Source organism: Algoriphagus formosus (assembly GCF_002807035.1).
GTDB lineage: Bacteria > Bacteroidota > Bacteroidia > Cytophagales > Cyclobacteriaceae > Algoriphagus > Algoriphagus formosus.
The window spans coordinates 1,271,070-1,288,904 of the sequence record NZ_NIUC01000001.1; the positions used below are offsets into that span (position 1 = coordinate 1,271,070).

Annotated in this window: 16 protein-coding genes; 5 read left to right on the top strand and 11 right to left on the bottom strand. The window is 42.7% G+C overall.

Features of this window, described 5'->3' with window-relative positions; genetic code table 11:
- Positions 1-2: 2 nt before the first annotated feature.
- Positions 3-959, bottom strand: a complete 957-nt coding sequence (locus CDH51_RS05645; protein WP_100627675.1) for a carbon-nitrogen hydrolase family protein — start codon at positions 957-959, stop codon at positions 3-5.
- A 250-nt stretch (positions 960-1,209) separates the two neighbouring features.
- On the opposite strand from CDH51_RS05645, the gene CDH51_RS05650 reads away from it, so the two are divergent.
- Positions 1,210-2,304 (top strand): endo-1,4-beta-xylanase, encoded by a 1,095-nt coding sequence (locus tag CDH51_RS05650; RefSeq protein WP_100627677.1) that lies wholly within the window; start codon positions 1,210-1,212, stop codon positions 2,302-2,304.
- Between the two features lie 71 nt (positions 2,305-2,375).
- Here the strand turns inward: CDH51_RS05650 and CDH51_RS05655 are convergent, their stop codons facing one another.
- From CDH51_RS05655 to CDH51_RS05665, 3 genes are all read right to left on the bottom strand, one after another.
- Entirely contained in the window at positions 2,376-3,236 is an 861-nt protein-coding gene (locus CDH51_RS05655; RefSeq protein WP_100627679.1) for an ROK family protein, read from the bottom strand.
- A 64-nt stretch (positions 3,237-3,300) separates the two neighbouring features.
- Entirely contained in the window at positions 3,301-5,628 is a 2,328-nt protein-coding gene (locus CDH51_RS05660) for a PIG-L family deacetylase (RefSeq protein ID WP_100627681.1), read from the bottom strand.
- Between the two features lie 232 nt (positions 5,629-5,860).
- On the bottom strand, positions 5,861-7,315 hold the full coding sequence (locus CDH51_RS05665) for a DUF294 nucleotidyltransferase-like domain-containing protein (RefSeq protein WP_100627831.1): 1,455 nt from the start codon (positions 7,313-7,315) through the stop codon (positions 5,861-5,863).
- Between the two features lie 40 nt (positions 7,316-7,355).
- On the opposite strand from CDH51_RS05665, the gene CDH51_RS05670 reads away from it, so the two are divergent.
- The 3 genes from CDH51_RS05670 to CDH51_RS05680 all read left to right on the top strand — a co-directional run bounded on the left by CDH51_RS05670 (position 7,356) and on the right by CDH51_RS05680 (position 10,469).
- The gene (locus CDH51_RS05670; RefSeq protein ID WP_100627683.1) at positions 7,356-7,850 is read left to right on the top strand and encodes a gluconokinase; all 495 of its coding nucleotides are present in this window, start codon (positions 7,356-7,358) and stop codon (positions 7,848-7,850) included.
- A 67-nt stretch (positions 7,851-7,917) separates the two neighbouring features.
- The gene (locus CDH51_RS05675; protein ID WP_100627684.1) at positions 7,918-9,291 is read left to right on the top strand and encodes an amidohydrolase family protein; all 1,374 of its coding nucleotides are present in this window, start codon (positions 7,918-7,920) and stop codon (positions 9,289-9,291) included.
- A 41-nt stretch (positions 9,292-9,332) separates the two neighbouring features.
- Complete coding sequence (locus CDH51_RS05680) at positions 9,333-10,469, top strand: aldose epimerase family protein (protein WP_100627686.1); 1,137 nt, start codon at positions 9,333-9,335, stop codon at positions 10,467-10,469.
- Between the two features lie 125 nt (positions 10,470-10,594).
- Here CDH51_RS05680 and CDH51_RS05685 read toward each other — a convergent pair whose 3' ends face one another.
- From CDH51_RS05685 to CDH51_RS05715, 7 genes are all read right to left on the bottom strand, one after another.
- Positions 10,595-10,897, bottom strand: a complete 303-nt coding sequence (locus CDH51_RS05685; RefSeq protein WP_100627688.1) for a DUF2442 domain-containing protein — start codon at positions 10,895-10,897, stop codon at positions 10,595-10,597.
- Between the two features lie 2 nt (positions 10,898-10,899).
- Positions 10,900-11,202: a DUF4160 domain-containing protein gene (locus tag CDH51_RS05690; protein ID WP_100627690.1), complete on the bottom strand. Its 303-nt coding sequence runs from the start codon at positions 11,200-11,202 to the stop codon at positions 10,900-10,902.
- A gap of 59 nt (positions 11,203-11,261) precedes the next feature.
- Positions 11,262-12,761, bottom strand: a complete 1,500-nt coding sequence (locus CDH51_RS05695) for a glycoside hydrolase family 3 protein (protein WP_100627691.1) — start codon at positions 12,759-12,761, stop codon at positions 11,262-11,264.
- Positions 12,762-12,867: 106 nt separating this feature from the next.
- Positions 12,868-14,130, bottom strand: a complete 1,263-nt coding sequence (locus tag CDH51_RS05700; RefSeq protein WP_100627693.1) for an MFS transporter — start codon at positions 14,128-14,130, stop codon at positions 12,868-12,870.
- Positions 14,127-14,606, bottom strand: coding sequence for a GNAT family N-acetyltransferase (locus CDH51_RS05705; protein ID WP_100627695.1), 480 nt, complete (start codon positions 14,604-14,606; stop codon positions 14,127-14,129). Before CDH51_RS05705 ends, CDH51_RS05700 begins: the two co-directional genes overlap by 4 nt.
- A complete protein-coding gene (locus CDH51_RS05710; RefSeq protein WP_100627697.1) occupies positions 14,603-16,234 on the bottom strand; it encodes a glycoside hydrolase family 10 protein in 1,632 nt (543 codons plus the stop codon). Before CDH51_RS05710 ends, CDH51_RS05705 begins: the two co-directional genes overlap by 4 nt.
- Before the next feature lie 6 nt (positions 16,235-16,240).
- Positions 16,241-16,924 (bottom strand): N-acetylmuramoyl-L-alanine amidase, encoded by a 684-nt coding sequence (locus CDH51_RS05715; RefSeq protein WP_100627699.1) that lies wholly within the window; start codon positions 16,922-16,924, stop codon positions 16,241-16,243.
- 161 nt (positions 16,925-17,085) lie between these two features.
- Here CDH51_RS05715 and CDH51_RS05725 point away from each other — a divergent pair, with 161 nt between their 5' ends.
- Positions 17,086-17,835, top strand: a complete 750-nt coding sequence (locus CDH51_RS05725) for a DeoR/GlpR family DNA-binding transcription regulator (RefSeq protein WP_024281645.1) — start codon at positions 17,086-17,088, stop codon at positions 17,833-17,835.

The following is a 17,835-nucleotide window of genomic DNA, read 5'->3' on the forward strand; positions in this document are numbered from 1 at the left end:
AATTACTCCCCGTCAAAATCTACTGAGGATTGCCGACTTCGATTGACTTGAAGCTTTAGTACATCAGGTCGGGAGTAATGGCCCACCGGATCAAAATTTTGGCGCTCTTCGAAGACCCTGTTGAGATCCAAGGTTTGAATCAGTAATCCTTCCTCGTCAGCCACTGGTTCTAAAATCCATTTACCGTCAGGTCCTGCAATGCAGCTTCCTCCATTTCCCAAAACCGCAGGGCAGTTTTCCAAAATCAAATCCAAATGTGGGGTATCGGTAGGGAAGTCAGTTTTTCGCATCAAACTAGAGACAGAAACTACAAAAGACCGACTTTCCTGAGCAATCATCCTAGTAATCATTTCCGTGTTTCGTACTGCTCCAGGCCAAACTGCGATATGAAGATTTTCTCCTTGCCCGTACAGGGCTGTTCGGGCGAGTGGCATCCAGTTTTCCCAGCAGTTCAGTCCGCCCACTCGAAAGCCTTTCAAGGCATGAACTTGTAAACCATTTCCATCCCCCGGAGACCAGGTCAAGCGCTCATCATATGTCGGTTGAAGCTTTCGATGTACAGACCTTATTTCTCCTTGCTGATCAATGAAAACCAGAGAGCAATAGAGACTGTGCCCTCCCCGATCGATTGGTCGCTCGATTATGCCAAGATAAACGGCAATCTTTTTTTGTCTGGCTAATTTCTGAATCTCTATTAGGTCTCCCCGTTCTATCTGTACTGCGTTTCGAGCATAATGAGCATGAATTTCTTTTTGGATACGGTCATCCCAAGCAGAGGCATGGGTAATCGATAGCCACCAAGGATACCCCGGCAAAAGCCCTTCCCCAAAAACAATTAACTCGCAATCTTTTTGTGCAGCTTCCTGGATATTAGCTTTTACTTTTTCCAAAGTTGCCAGTCTATCCAACCAAACGGGTGCTATCTGGGCGAGTGCTAGGGTTAATTTATTGGGGTTCATTTAGGAGTTATTTTATGTATTTCTGCTTTCGTCCCAGTAGCGAAAATGATCGTTTTATATAGTCAGCTGACATCGGACATCCGACATCCAACTGGATTCAGAAAGTAAAATAGACAACTGGTATAATTGCGGAATATTATATTTTTCAATTCGGTTTCTCATTCAAATTAGTTAAAGGTCTTTTAATCAAAAAACCTAGAGATTCAACGCAGGTCTTTCTACCTTTAGTAAAACCTATAAAACCCTGAAGATGAAACGCTCTCTTAATTTGATTCTACTGATTTCAGCCTTTGTTTTTTCCTGCCAGCCTCCCACCGAGAAGGGACTAAAAGATGAATTTCAAGATGAATTTTTTATCGGGGCTGCAGTCAATGGCCGACAGGTCAATGGGAGTTTGCCCAAAGCTGATTCTTTGCTCAACCTACATTTCAGTTCTCTGACTTCGGAGAATGGTTTGAAATGGAGCAATATCCACCCAAAAGAAGGGGAATATGCCTTTGAATTTGGAGATAATTATGTGAGGAAGGGAGAAGAAATGAATGCCTTTATAGTAGGTCATACGCTAGTCTGGCATCAACAAGTGCCAACTTGGGTATTTCAGGATCAAGAAGGAAGTTTTCTTTCTAAAGAGGAATTACAAGACCGGATGAATGAGCATATAGCAACCGTAGTGGGCAGGTACAAGGGAAGAATTGATGGATGGGATGTGGTCAATGAAGCTTTTGAAGATGATGGTACCTGGCGAAAAACCCATTGGTATTTGATTTTGGGTGAAGACTATATTGCGGAAGCTTTTAAAAAAGCCAATCAAGAGGATCCAAAAGCGAAACTCTACTACAACGATTACAATGTCTGGAAACCGGAAAAGCGCCGGGCTATCTTAAAGATGGCTCAAAATCTAAGGGAACAAGGGATTCGGATTGACGGGATCGGAATGCAGGGACATTACCGCTTGGATCATCCAAGCTTAGATCAAATTGAAGCCGCAATATTGGATATTCATCAGGCCGGCTTTCAGGTGATGATTACCGAATTGGATGTAGATGTATTGCCTAGACCCAGTGACTTTGACGGTGCAGATTTAAATATTTCGATTGAAGATTCAGAAATCTGGAATCCATACACAGATTCCTTGCCTTCGGCTATTCAGGAGAAATTGAAAAATCGATATACTTCACTTTTTGAGCTATTTAGTAAGCATTCAGACAAAATCAGCCGAGTGACCTTTTGGGGCTTGCATGACGGAAGTTCTTGGCTCAATAACTGGCCGGTGAGAGGCAGGACAAATTATCCATTGCTTTTTGACAGGGAATTAAATTTGAAGGTTCCTTTCAATAATGATTAAAAAGCAAAAAAACGGCCTCAATCGAGACCGCATTTTTCTTTCACTAAACCAACTATTTCTTTAATTTTTCTTTAATTATTTACCACTTCTGGCTCTAAATCCACTAAAGCCACCGCTCCGTGGATGGCTGTTTCATCCAGCTCTGAAAGCAAAATCTTTACATGCTCCAAAACTGTCGGATAGGCAAAAGTCGAAAGGGATTTTTTGAGTGAAGCCTCAAAAAGCGGGTAGCTCTTTCGAATTGACCCTCCAAGCACGACTGCCTCAGGTGCCAAGGCATACAAAATATGCTTGATCAACTCCCCTAAATGATTTCCATATTCCTCAAAGGCCTTAATCGCCTCAGGGTCTCCATTTCGTGCACGCTTTGCCATTGCTTTTGGCTTAGTCTGATAGTAGGCATGAAAAAACTTCCCACTACAATAATGCTCGAAATTGTGTTCCAAGTACGGAGCGCTACACCACTCGCCCGCAGCTGAATAATTCCCAGAATACAAATGACCATTGATCACAATACCTCCACCTACTCCTGTACCGAGTGTAATTCCAACTAGATTTTTGAAGGGCTTTCCGACTCCAAACTTATGAACTCCTATCGCAAAGCAGTTTGCATCGTTATTGATGAAAACCGGCTTAAAAAAGCGCTCTTGGAGGAATTTAGCTAGCTCTACATGCTGAAAGGCAGGAATATTTGCAAGACCTAGAACTTCACCTCTTTCTACATCAACCAATCCGGGAATGCCGATGCCAATGCCTGCAATATCATAATCGAGATAGGACTCGATAAACAAAGCAATGGTCTCCAAGATAAATTCCTTGGACTCATGCGCCGGAGTGGGGATCGATCGAATATCCTCAAGATGCCCTTTGACTAGGACACCTCCTTTGATCCCCGTACCGCCAATATCTAATCCCAGAATGGCTTTTTCCATGTGCTGAGGTCTTGGTTCAATTTAGGTTAAATAGGTTTGGTCTGGAGCATAAACTCCCTGTGTTTTAAAGCATTCCTTCAATGGACTTCTCCAATTCTCTGGCTGTCGCCAAAAACTCCTCCACATTCATATCCCGGAAGAAAATCAATCCATGACTTGCCCGAACTTTTGCACGCTCGTGAAGATAGAAGAAGTTTTTGCCCAAAAGCAATTGGATGTCATTCAACTGTCCAACCCAAGTACGCTTGGCGACTGTACTGAATTTTCCGTTGTGTGAATAACTAGGGAAAGATGCATTTACTTGGCTAAGATAGCAATTCGCAAAAGAATCTTCCATCACTGACATATCTCCTAGGGATACCGGAACAATCACATTGACTTCATGTGGCTCAAACTTGAACCATACGTTACGATATCCGATGATTCGAAGCTCACTAAGATCTTTTTCTTCGCCCCACTTCTTCACAGCTGCAGCCGTAGCTTGCAAGACTTTATAGTGAGTATCCGGACCTGATCCTTCCGGATCAAGGGTTAAGCTAATCTTTGTTGGGTTCACTTCCCTAAACAATTCCACGATCGGTTCCACATCGCGGGTTTTATCGGGCTGTTCGGTGAAAATATCTCCTGTGTAGAAGCCTAGTCTCAGGTGATGTACGTTTTTTACTTGGACACCAAAGTGCGCCCATACCAACTCCTCTTCAAATTCACGAATCATCCCCTTTAGCTTTTGGATCTTCGCTGGATTTTTCTCCCCATCGTAGCTTTTTCGAAGGATGCTGATTACATCATTGATCGTTTCCCGGAGTTGGGTTTTATTTTTTACTTCATAGACGGTGACCAAGGCTCTAACTACCCGATGGCAAAGTCCTCTCTTTCGAGCCTCGGCATTTTCAGAGGCGACATTTGTCAAATAATGGTAGACATCCTTATCAGTCTTTAGACTATAACCCACTGAGAAAAAGTCATCATAATCGACCATTTGGATTTTACCCTCGTCAAGTAACTTTTTGGTATGCTGCAAAGTCTCGATGACGAAGGTATTGGTCACAGCAGTAAAGCCTGAAGTCAAGACTGAGAAATGTGCCTCATTGGTAGGTTCATTTAGCTGATTGGTGATGTGTGGCAGGATACCAAGAGAAATATCATCATGGTGCGGGCCTGTATGCAGCAGTCGTTGATTTTCTTCTTGCTCCAAGCCTTTCGCCAACTTCGCATCAATACTTTTGATGACCTGATTCACTGTGTCTTCAGAAAGGTCAGGGATAAGCTTGCAATATTTATCCGCCTTTAGGTCACTTAGCTTCAGCCTGTGGCCATATTTATTGAGTTTCTTACACAGATCGATTACTGCGCGTTCGGTCTTTTCAAATGTCCACTCCCCCTTCTCATAGTAAGCGTCCATGGAGTCGGTCAACTTGACAGCCGCTCCTTTGGTAAGATAGAATCGACCATTTTTAAGTTTTTGTAGGACAGTAGCTGGATAGACATTATTCAGTTTCGTCTCCAAGGAGTCTTTGACAATTCCCGCCTTTGCCTCACCTGCTGCAATGATAATTGCCACTGCATCAGGATTGTGGACGATGGTATCAAGGCCGATGGTAATGACCAATCGGTTGGCAGAAACCTCAATTCCTCCCAAATCCCCTGCTGCTACAGCCTGGGTTTCGAAATTCGTCTCGGTTAAGCGCGTGACGGAGTAAATATGAGAACCTCGGGTGTTGAAAGCGATGTGACCATCAGGACCAATTCCTCCTAAGAAAAAACCTATCCCGCCAAGGTCGCGAATGCGCTTTTCATAATCTGCACACCACTGATCGATCATGTAAATCGACTCTTGCTGTAGTTTTTCAAGATCGTTTACTGGATCTCTGAATCTAAGCGACAGGTCTACTTTCAAATCGGGGAAAATCTCCGAATAATGTTTTCCTTCAGCCAAAGGAATCTCATCTGAATTAATCAGGATAGCCTTCTCCTTGGATAGCCCAAAGCCTTGAATGTAAAACTTGTTTACATAATCGTAAAAGCTGTTGTGCTGCTTGGATGATATCGGGTAAAACTCATCAATCTGAACAAATGTAAGATCCTTCAGGACAGGCTTTTTAGTATCACCCATCCCATATTTGTCACGAATGGCCTTGCCTTTTTTTGTATCCCAATTTTCAAGCAAAAACTGCGTCCACTTGATAAAAAACTCCGGAGTTTTACCGGTAGGAAGACTGATAACCCCCTGAGGATTTGCAGCGGCCCATTCCAAAAATCTACAGGCTGTCAACAAACCTAATTTTGGGAAATTATCAACCGTCAAGTAAGGGATCAGAGTAGTGATTTTATCTACTCCAGACTCTTGGAGAAAGCTTTTTTCTACTTCAGAAAGCGGATAGTTGCTGAGCATGGTTTTCTAGGCTGATTAGCGTGATGATAAATTAGATATACATTCCAAATAAAAGATAAAGTGCAATCGTTTGATCTCCAAAAAAAATTTTACCAGTTTTATTTTTGTAAAATTAAATTAGGATTAATAAACACTTACAAGCTTTTCTTTCACTCAACAAAATTAAAAAACTTTATTAAATAAAAAATAACTTTTATAAAAAATTTAAAGAAGTCTAATTCAGATCAAGAATTTATAGACTCTTGGTAAAGGAAATTCGCATTCGGGCCTGAAAATCACGAATAACTTTAAAAATCTCAATTAGCGTCACTGTTTGCACCTTGGTCAGTCGGTCTATTTTCACCCAGTTGAGTGGCTGCGGGGATTTTGCCATGATGATTTCAGCCTGATTTTCCAATCTTAAAGCCATTAGGTAGGAAAAAGCATGATTAAGTTCTTGACATTCAGCTTCGGAAAAAACACCTTTCCCTTGTAGGCTTTGGATTCGTTCAGAAGTATTGGTGGCTTGAACTTGATGCCGCAGTGCATAGACACGGGCTAAATCTACCATGGTTCGCATAGCGTGCTTGAGGTTAAATTGCTTTTCTCCATCAATCTTCTCCGTACGAATCCTTCGAAAGAATGTCAACGGAGGCTCATACTGCAGAGCATTGTAGCCCAAGTTGACAAAAAATCGCTCAGGAGCTGACTCCACCAGTTTATACATGTGACCTTTTAATTCATCGAGTAGGTTTTCTTCTCCATAAATAGCCCTACAGTCAAAAAAAGTAGAGTACTTCATGGCTGTCTCTTGAGAAGCATCAGCAATCCAAGACTCATAATTTCTTTTCCAGTGAGAGAGGGAATGCGTCCATTTCGGGTTCATCGCCATCAAATCCCCTTCGCAAAGGTCAATCCCAATTTGGTCCAAAGCCGTAGAAACTCGCGTCGCAAAATCCAAAAAGTAAGCACGAACACTTTCTCGTTGTTCATTAGCCTTGTCCTCATAGATGATCGCATTGTCCTGATCGGTATTGAGCGTCAGCTCTCCCCGACCTTCACTTCCAAGAACAAAGAACACAAACTTTGCCGGAGCAGGACCTATCTCCTTGATCACCCGCTCGATGACCCGCTGTGTAATCGTATCAGCAACAGTTGTGATAATTTGATTCACATAAGCTGCCTTCATACCACGACTTAGCAAGAGATGAATAATTTCCGGCATTCTATCCCATTTTGATTTTAACTCAGAAATCTGACGAGCCTCTTTTACCGACTGAATAAACATAAAGGGCCCCTGACTCTGCTCTGTCAAAATCTTATTTCTGCTGATCCAGCCCACAAACTGAAATTGATCCTCGACTAAGAGATATCTGGACTTGGTACGAAACATCAAAAGCAAAGCCTCCACCAAACTAGCATCCGGGCTAATGGAAACCATTTTGTATTCCATAATTAGCTTGACAGGCTCATCAGGTGATAGCCCCTTTGCCAAAACCTCGTCGCGAAGGGTGATATCAGTAATATAGCCTTCGATCTGGTCTGCGGATTCACCAACAAACAGACAACTTACCTGCTCTCTTGCCATTCGTTTGGCACATTCTTGAATAGAAGTACCTGAGGAAACAAGCCTCAAATGTCTAAAGTGAAGGTCCGATACACGCTTGGTGTAAAATTGATCCGAAATAAACGAAGGTGAATTTTCCATCTTTCCCAAAATAGACAATCTTTGGATGATTCTACAAAGCATGACAGCAAACTATCAACTCATCATTATCACAGGTGTCTCAGGAACTGGCAAAACCACTCTAGGCACTTCATTATCGGAAAAGCTATCCTTGCCCTTCTACGACGCAGATCTTTTCCATCCAAAAGAAAATGTAGCAAAAATGAGTAATGGGATCCCTCTGACAGATAAGGATCGTCAACCTTGGCTGGAGGCCCTAGCTTCAAAACTCGAAGAATCGAAAAGGTCAGGTGGTTGCATCTTGGCTTGCTCCTCGTTGAAAGAAAGCTATCGAAAAATACTGGCTGGAGGGAATGATATAAAATGGATTCATCTCAAAGGAGACAGAGATCTTATCTGGGATCGAATGAAGGCACGAAAAAACCATTACATGAAGGCAGAAATGCTTGACTCGCAGTTTGCCACCTGGGAAGAGCCGAATTATGGCAAGAAGCTTTCAATCGATCAAACACCAACAGAGATTCTAGAAGAAGCATTGGATTATTTGAAGAAATAGAAATTACAGGACCGGATTGGAATAGCCACCTGAATAGCCGAAATTGGAGAGCAACCCATAAAAAACTATGAAAACCCTCAAGATCCTATTTGGCTTTTTCTGGACTTTCTTATCCATACCCACGCTTTCTGCACAGGACTTCTTGGTCACCAATGTGCATATCATCACGATGGATGGAGATGAATTGCTGGAAAATCACGCACTATTCGTAAAGGACGGCAAGATTGATCGAATCATTCCTCTTACGCCTCAAACGCCTCGGATGAGCCATGAAAATCTGATCGATGGACAGGGAGCTTACATTTTTCCGGGCTTGGCTGAATTTCACGCCCACCTACCAGTAGCTGGAGATGGCAGTACTCAATTGCAGGAAGAATCACTTTGGCTCTATTTGGCTAATGGTGTTCTTCGTATTCGAAGTATGCTGGGCCATCCCAGTCATGTGGAACTTCGAGAGCGAGTCAGAAATGGAGAGATTCCCGGACCACGTGTTTTTATATCCGGCCCGTCCTTCAATGGAAATTCAGTAAGCAGCCCAGAGCAAGCTTCTCAAATGGTCAGGGAACAAAAGGCTGCAGGCTATGATCACTTAAAAATCCATCCAGGAGTCGAATTGGATGAAATGTGGGCCATTTCCAAAACAGCTAAGGAGGTCAATATTCCTTTTGGTGGACATGTACCCTTGGCTGTGGGGATAGAAAATGCACTCGCTAGCGGCTTCAAATCCATAGAACACATGGATGGGTATATGGAAGGCCTTCTTCCAGATAATCTTACCATCGATCCGACTACCTCGGGTCCATTCAATCTAAAGCTTGTTGGAAAGGTGGAAATGGAAAAGCTTCCTGCTTTGATCGAGGAAACCTTGGAAAAAGGAACTTACATTGCCCCGACTTTGACCCTATTTGATAGGTATTTCGGCTATATCCCTGCCGATGAATTTCGACAGGCACCAGAAATGAAATACTTACCCGGGCCCCTGATTCAGCAATGGGTAAATACCAAAAAGCAACTTGAGCGAGCGGGGATGCTAGACCGGGAATTTGTAGAGCCATATCTGCAATTTCGTAATCAGCTCTTCATGACTCTTCATCAGGCCGGGATTCCAGTTCTTTTGGCCTCCGATTCTCCGCAAGTATTCAATGTACCCGGATTTTCGATTCACCATGAGATTGAATTGATGTCAAAAGCGGGTATGAGCAATATTGAGATATTAAAAAGTGGATCAGTAGAACCTGCTAAATACATGAGCGCAGAGTCTCAATGGGGGATGATCAAAGAGGGAATGGAGGCCGACTTTGTGATGGTCAAAGAAAATCCTCTAATGAATCTGAAAACTATGCAAAAGCCAATGGGGGTATCTGTAGGAGGAAATTGGATAAGTGGGGAAAGGCTTGAGTCAGAGTTGGATCGAATTGCCAAAAACCACGAGCGGAAGTAATCCTAAAATCAATATTAAATCATAGGCAAAATCACAAAACCATGAAGCTCTCCAATATTTATGTTTTAGCAATTTCTCTGTCGCTTGCATTTGCCTGCTCCCAAAAACAAACTCAAGAACCTATTCAAGAAGAAATCAACCTTATGATCAAATCAGAAAAAGTAGCTGAGCATAATGGCCAGCCCGTTTTTCATTATGTGTTAGACAATGGCACTATGCAAGTCGAACTCTCCAATTTCGGAGGTCTTGTTCACAAAATCATCACTCCCGATAAAAACGGAAACAAAGAAAACATCACGCTCACTTTTGATACCGTAGAGGAGTTCCTGACTAAACCAAATCCTTTCTTCGGAGCTACCGCAGGTCGGGTTGCTAATAGAATCGCAAAAGGTAAATTTTCCTTGGACGGAAAGTCCTATGAACTGGCAAGAAACAATGGTGATAATCATCTTCACGGAGGGGTAGAGGGCTTTAATAAAAAAGTCTGGACCCCTGAGACTTACTCTAATGACTCAGTCGTAGGAGTGAAAATGACTTATCTGAGCGTAGATGGAGAAGAAGGCTATCCGGGAAATCTGGAAACCACCCTCTGGATGGAACTGACCACAGACAATACTTTGCGAATCAAATTTGAAGCTGTCACTGACCAGAAGACCATAGTCAACTTGACCAATCACACCTATTTCAATCTTGGTGGAGTAAAGCGTGATGTACTGGATCATGAATTTCAGTTTTGGGCGGATGCCTACACTCCAGTGAATGAGGAACTGATTCCTACTGGAGAGGTCAAAGATGTGACAGGGACGCCTTTTGACTTTCGAAGTCCAAAAAACCTTGGGGAACAAATTGCCGCCAATGGAGAAGGCTTTGATCACAACATGGTGATGAATCTAGAAAAATCAGATGAGATGAAGCATTTTGTCCAAGTGAAGCATCCCGAAAGTGGCCGTGTAATGGACATGTATTCGGACAATATGGGTGTGCAGTTTTACACAGCAAATTTTGTGAAAGACTTCCAAGGAGCAGATGGAAAAACCTACGATAAACACTGGGGCTTTTGCCTAGAATCCCAGATTTGGCCGGATGCCATCAATCATGAAAACTTCCCAAGCCCGATTCTAAGTCCGGGTGAAAAATATGAGCATACCATCGAGTATCGATTTTCGGTTGAGAAGTAAAAATAAAAAGTGATTTCTCTTTGCAGTTATCCGTAATGTTGACAATTGGCACATATATTTAAGTGTCTAGCTGAAAACTGGAATTAGGAATAGTTTTGCAAATACTCCCGAAATGAAGAGCGAAATTAAATCTCTACTGTTTTCTTCGAAACAGTATTATTGTATAAATCTTTGATAGGAAAGCATAAATCAAAATCATTCCAATCAAGATTACCTTCTTTAATCTGAAATCCTTTAAAAAGATTCTCGTCCAGGTATTTTTGAATCGAGGGATGCTTCGACTCTTCTAGAAAAGGCTTAAAGTCTACCAAAACCTTTTGCCCATCATTAAAAATTAGGCGTATGGCGAAATCACCAATGTATTTGGCTTCCTGGATTTCCAAAAGATCGGGCTTTTCGTCAGAAAGGTATTTTTCGGTGATTTTCATTTTTAAAGTTTTTGGTTGATTCTTTCAAATTTAATCTCTTTATGATAAACGAAATAATCCACCCATTTGACCACAATAGATTCCGCAAATTTTTCTAAGAAAAACTTAAGATTGTTCAAATCTTTTCCTTTGAGCGCTTTTCGACCTGTTACGTTTGTAAGAATTATTTCTGTAATCACTCCCTTTTCAAAAATGATCTCTGCCTTACTTTCAAACTCCCCTTTTCTCGCATGGACATGTATAGGCTCATGTTCATTTGAATAAAAGAAAAATGTAATTCCTAAATATTCATAGATTTTAGGCATAAATCAAAATCTGAAATCATCCAATAGATTAAAGCTTTTTTGGTAATTCTAATATAACCTTATTGTTGAAAAAAAACCTCCTCAACTACCCGTTGCACCTCCTCAAATCCTTGATAACCACAGATCACCGCTTCGAAATCTTTCAAATTTCCTAGGTGCTTTACCGCCAAAGGATTCCCGAAATGAACTAAGACACAAGGTTTGCTTTTTGCTAATTCCTTGATTTCATCCAGCGTAGCCTGATCCATTCCAAACTGATTCAAAGGCTTGTGGCTAGGAACAAATACGGCGATAATTACTTTTCCGGCCTGCTCAATTGGAGAAAATTCAAGTTTGATATCCTGAGAAAAGCGGCTGGAATCTTTGGTAAAAAATTCTTGAAAACCCAGCTTTCCTTCTCTTGCCAAGGCTTGAAGCTCAGCAGATTTTATTTCTCCTGAAATGACAGAAATGTAATTTTCCGCCAACTCCTTTTGCAATTGGGAATGACTCTTCCAATCAAAAGTTGGAACTTCAACGGGCTTTACCTCTAGTACACCCAACCGCCTTTTTAAATCTATTACCTTTTCAAAAACAGCATCCACTTCTTTATCTGAAGCATTTTGGACTATTCTTTTAATTCCTTCCTTTACGTGATCTGAAAAACAAAGAATGTCATTTCCGGCATGGAAAGCCTGCCATTCAAGCTCTCCGGGTTCGGGATACAAATTGGCCACGGCTTTCATATTCAGCGCATCGGAGATAACGAGGCCTTGAAAACCCATTTCTCCCTTCAACAAATCGGTAATTAATTCTCTGCTGATACTTGCGGGAATGTCTTTTCCTCCGGTCAGTGCAGGCACAGCCAAATGTCCAACCATGATCATTTCCACCCCTCGGTCGATTCCGTATTGAAAAGGAAACAGTTCCTCAGCTTCAAGTTCTGCTTTGGTTTTCTGCAAGATTGGCAAACCCAAATGAGAATCAACTGCAGTATCACCATGTCCCGGAAAATGCTTCAAACAAGCACCAATTCCAGCTTTTTTCATCCCTGAGTATGCAGCAAAAGCGAGTTTGGCTACTTTCTCAGTCTGATCTCCAAAAGAGCGGTAGCCAATCACAGGATTATTTGGATTGGTGTTGACATCAGCGCAAGGAGCCAGATTGAGATGGATCCCTGATCTTTTCATATCCAAGCCCATTCGATAGCCGACTTCCTCAACCCACTTTTCTGCATCCTTTTTCAATGCGCCCAAGGTGATGGCAAAGGGATACTGAGGTGTTTTTTCGATTCGCATAGCCAAACCATATTCCCCATCTATGCTGATCAATAAGGGGATTTTTGAAAGGGCTTGATAGCGATTAATCAATCCGATTAATTTCTCAAAAGTGCCTTCCGTATCCAGTGATTCCGCCCGTTTTTCGAAATTTGCCGCAGCAGAATGACGGCTGTGAAAAAATGTCAATCCGCCAATTTCCTGTTCTATAATCAGACGCTCAATGGCCTGGTAATTTTCCTCCGTATCGTGAATAAAGGCTGCTGGGGAGAAGAACTGGGATATTTTTTGGATTTTGTTCATTTGCTGATTGGAAGATTAAGGAGTGCTAAGGTTGTAAAGTGGCAAGGTTTTAAAGAAGCAATGCCCCTTCTGACCATTTCGTAAATCGTATTTCGAAAGTCGTAAATCAAGAATTCTTTTTCCCAAATTCCCTCGGATACTTCACCGAATAAGCCATCACAAAACTGGGAATCGTCGCAATTACCACCCAAATAAAGAATCCTGGGTAATTCAGCCACTCCTGCATGTAGCCCGAAATCATCCCCGGAATCATCATTCCCAAAGCCATAAATCCAGTAGCCAAAGCGTAATGTGCAGTTTTGAAAAGACCCTCAGCCAAATAAATCAAAAAGACCATGTAAGCCGCAAAGCCAAAACCGTAACCCAACTGCTCAATCAAAACAACAATTGCGGGAAAATAAAAGCTTTCGGGTTGCTGCCATGAGAGTAAAACGTAACCCAAGTTCGGGGCGTTGATTGCAATCGCCATAGGTATCATCCATCTACCCAAACCATGACGGGAAATCACTATTCCCCCAACGATCCCTCCGAGAAGCAAAGCAATGACTCCCAAGGTTCCATATAGTAAACCTACTTCCGATACAGTGAGCCCCAAGCCACCCTCCGATCTTTCATCCAAAAAGAATGGAGAAGCCATCTTGACTAATTGAGATTCGCCCAATCGATAGAAAAGCACGAAAGCCAAAGAAAGGCCAATATTCTTCTTCGTAAAAAAGGTGCTAAACACCTCTCCAAAACTTGGTCGGTCTACCTTTTCTACTCGTTCCTCGATCACATTGGGAGTGGATAGAAAATTAATCACCGTAAGCAACAACATAAGACCTCCGACCCCAATCATCGTCCAAGACCATGCTTGAGTCGGATCTCCAAATTTCTCCTCCAAATATCCTGCGGCTATCACAATCAAGCCCTGCCCGGTAATCATTCCTACCCGATAAAATGTGCTACGCATCCCTACGAAAAAACTCTGCTGATCGGGTTTCAAGGCTATAAGATACAACCCATCCGAAGCAATATCATTGGTAGCTGAAGCAAAAGCTCCCATCCAAAAGAAAGCCAGAGTAATCACAAAAAACTGATCGAGTCCTGTAGTCAGTCCTACCCCAAGAAATGTCAGGGAAAGTATAAACTGCATACTGAGGAACCATTGCTTTTTATTTCCAAAAAGCTCCAAAATCGGACTCCAGATAGGTTTGATCACCCACGGCAAATACAGAAATGAGGTATAAAGCCCGATATCAGCATTGGATACCCCCAAACTCTTATACATGATCACCGAAACTGTAATAATGATGACATAGGGCACCGATTCGGTCAAATACAGGGAGGGTACCCAAATCCATGGGCTCTTGCTAGAATTTTGGGTCATGATTTTCTGAGTAAATGCTGGTAAATACTGATTTCTGAGCCATCGATGATTGTTGCTCCTACAGCCTTTTCATAAAACTCTGCGGGCCCCACTCCCCCAATAATGGCATAGACATAGCCTAATTCACGGAGTGACTCAAGTGACTTGATCAGCAGTACCTTGCCTATGCCTTTTCCCCGCTCGGACTCCAGGGTACCTGTTGGGCCAAAAAAATTCTTTGCTGTTGACTCATAGCAAGCAAAACCCAAAATCTCATTTCCTCGCTGGGCTATCCAGCAACTTACCGGTTGTCTACTGAATGCAACTTCCACTTCCGACTTCCAGTAGGCGCCAAACTGCTCCATCACCCAATCGCAAACCAATGCCTTTTCTGGAGCTATGGCCCTCCGAAAAATGATTCCCTCTTTGTTGGAAAGCCTTTTCTCTATGTCCAGTGAAGAAGGCAAATCAATCAAACGAACGAGCATATCCTTCATGGCTTTGTTTTTTTGGGGGTTTGAAATACCTGAGTTTGAACGATTCTACCAAAATGATCAATCCATCGGATCGCGAGATAATTGGTATTTAAACTGCTCACTTCCAATGCCCTTGCACGCTGTCTGCCTACCCAAACTGTGTGAATCTCGGCTTCAGCGAGCATACTTAGCTCATCGGCTCCTTGCACCATGGCATAGCGAATGGCAGGGTCTAGAGGCTTTTCGAGTGATACCTTCGTCCAGTCTCTGTTTGCTTCTACTTGTAAAACCTGAGGCGTTTCAATCAAGACTGGCTCAGTGGGTTCGAAAGCCGGTGGTAAGGTCGGGCTGTCATATAATTCTTGCTTGAGCAAGTTGGCGACATCCTGATTTTTTGTGAAAAGGGATTTTGCAGAGAAAAAGGCATTTCCCTGAATCTCCATGAGCGTTCGGGTGTATTGAACTTGATTGTTGATTTCTTTGGGATTATCCCATGCAATGTCTGCATTATCGCGAATCTTGTAGGGTCCATTACCGATATAGACATTGGTTTGATAGCTATTGGCAGCCCACCAGTCATTGAGTTTGCGATAGCTAGCCAACTCATAGTCCATACTCCAGTACAGCTGGGGAATGAGGTAATCAATCCAACCGTTTTGCATCCAAGTCAAGGGGTCTGCATACAAGTCATCGTAGTTAGTTTGTCCGGCTCGGGTCGGAGAGCCTCTAGGATCTCTGTCCTGATTTCGCCACACTCCAAAGGGAGAAATCCCAAATTGCACCCAAGGCTTGCTTGTTTTGACAGTTTGATGAATAGCTTGAATCAGGGAGTTTACATTATCCCTTCTCCAATCTTCAATGGTCTGGCCTGGCTTTTTATACTTTTCAAAAGTCTTTTGATCAGGGAATCTCTGATTTTGAACCTTGTAAGGATAGAAATAGTCGTCAAAGTGAATGGCGTCAATATCGTATCCATCCACCAACTCTTTGATGACTGCCAAAAGTTTCTCTTTCACCTCAGGCAAGCCAGGGTTATAATAGTATTTGGTTCCGTACTTGAGCATCCAATCGGGATGTTGGAAAAAATCATGTTCCTGACTCAAGGTTTCTGTTTTATCATCAAAAGTCGCGCGGTAAGGATTCAGCCATGCATGAAATTCTAAGCCCCTATCATGTGCCGCTTTGATCATCCAAGTCAAAGGATTCTCTGAAGTTTGAGGCGCTATGCCTTCCTTTCCAGTCAAATATCTGGACCAAGGGGCATGCCGGCTAGGATAGAAAGCATCTCCTGCAGCTCGTACCTGCACAATCACGGCATTGAAATTTAAATTCTTGTAGTGATCTAAAAGCGCGAGGAAATCCTCTTTCTGCTTAGACCAACCGTCCGTCCCCGACTCTGGCCAATCAATATTGACCACCGTGGCAATCCAAACTCCTCTAAATTCACGTGGAATTTCCGGCATTTCAAAAGAAAGCGGCTGGAGCAAAACGGGGGAATCAGGCAGAGGTCTAGTCGGCACTTCTTCATCCTTTACTTCAGGGGTATCTGTTTTGATATCTCGTCTGTCTTGCGAAAACTCCTGTTGAGATTTACAAGCGAAAATCGATACTAGTAACAGCGCAAAAACAAATCTTGAATAGACCTTCATTAATAATTACAGTTGAGGAAGTGGTTTTAATCCAAGGTCTGAAAGGTTTTTGCGAAGCTTCTCCATAAACTCATCTCCCGGATCAGTTTTCACAGTGCGGTAATCTGGATCGGCCTCCTTCCACAGTGGAGTGTCCTGGAAAAGTTGGTATTCATGATGCCCGATTACGTAGTCAATGGCCGGGTACTTTTTCCGGAGATAGCGAATCAGCTCCTCGTTTGCACGAAGCTGGGCAGAAGTCAAAGGAGCGTCAGGTCCTCCCACATTTTCTATCCCCACAGCACAATAATTCAACCCAATAGTGTGTCTGGCAAAAGTTGTATCTGGTAAAAGCCGAAAAATCGTCCCATCCCGATCTATCAGAAACTGACTTGATACATTCAAATTGCTGGCACTTGTCAGATCTTCCCTTCCTCCCAAAGTCGGGGAATCAAAAACATCGAATGTCACCTCTACATTGTCAATTGCCGTCCAATGGACTACGACCATTTGAGGATCTATCGTGGCCTTATCCTTCACCAAACCATGCCGGTCCTTCAGGTATTGAATGGAAAGCTGCTCGCGCTCAGCATTCCAAGTTATCGGCTTATCAATGATTCGAAAAGTAGCCTGCTGTTGGGATTTACAGGAGAGAAAAAGTAATGGAATCAGTAGGCTAAAGATCAAAGGGTGAGTTTGGCGCTTCTTCATATTTTGGGTCAAATTTTGAATAGTACTCGATAGCTAAACTACCTAGAAATTTGCAGGATTGAGAAGAAAATCCCGCAATTTTTTGCAAAGCACATCTAAAACGTCGGATTTTTTGCAAGTTTTTGCTGTTTTGATTAGCTTCCAAAAACAATCAACCCAAAATGCTTAAAGAAGAACGGCAAAAGTTCATTCTCGACCAAGTACATCTTCATCACAGAGTTTTGCTCAATGACCTGGCAGAAGCACTCGAAGTCTCTATCGATACGGTTCGTCGCGATGTCAAGGAACTCGACAAGGAAAAAAAGCTAAAAAAGGTCCATGGTGGAGCCACTTCATTTGGCTTTATGAACTTTTCCAAAGAAGATGGAAATACTTATCTCCTTTCTAAAAAGATTAAAATCGCCGAAAAGACCGTTTCATTACTTTCCGAAGGTCAAGTCATCCTGATGAGTGGGGGTACGACCAATTTGGAGGTGGCAAAGATGATCCCCAGGAAATTTCCTTTGACAGTCTTTACTCCCAGTTTGCATATCGCTGTACAGCTTTTGGAGTTACCGGAAGTAGAAGTTTTCTTTTTGGGCGGAAAGCTACAGCACGAATCAAAATTTGCCATCGGCGGCACAGTAGTCAATGCGCTCAATCGACTCAAAGTAGACCTTTGCATCCTAGGCACGGGCTATTTAGATGCTGAGGCAGGACTCACAGAATTTGACTGGGAAGTCATTCAAGTGAAGCAGGCGATGATTCAAGCTGCCAAAAGGACGATTATCCTATCCGTATCGGATAAGTTGCATAGTGTCCAAAAATACCGGACCTGCAGCCTGACGGAAGTCGACACCTTGGTGACCGAATTGGATCCGATGGATTCTAAGCTCGACGCGTTCCGACCTTTTCATTTGAAGATCGTTTAG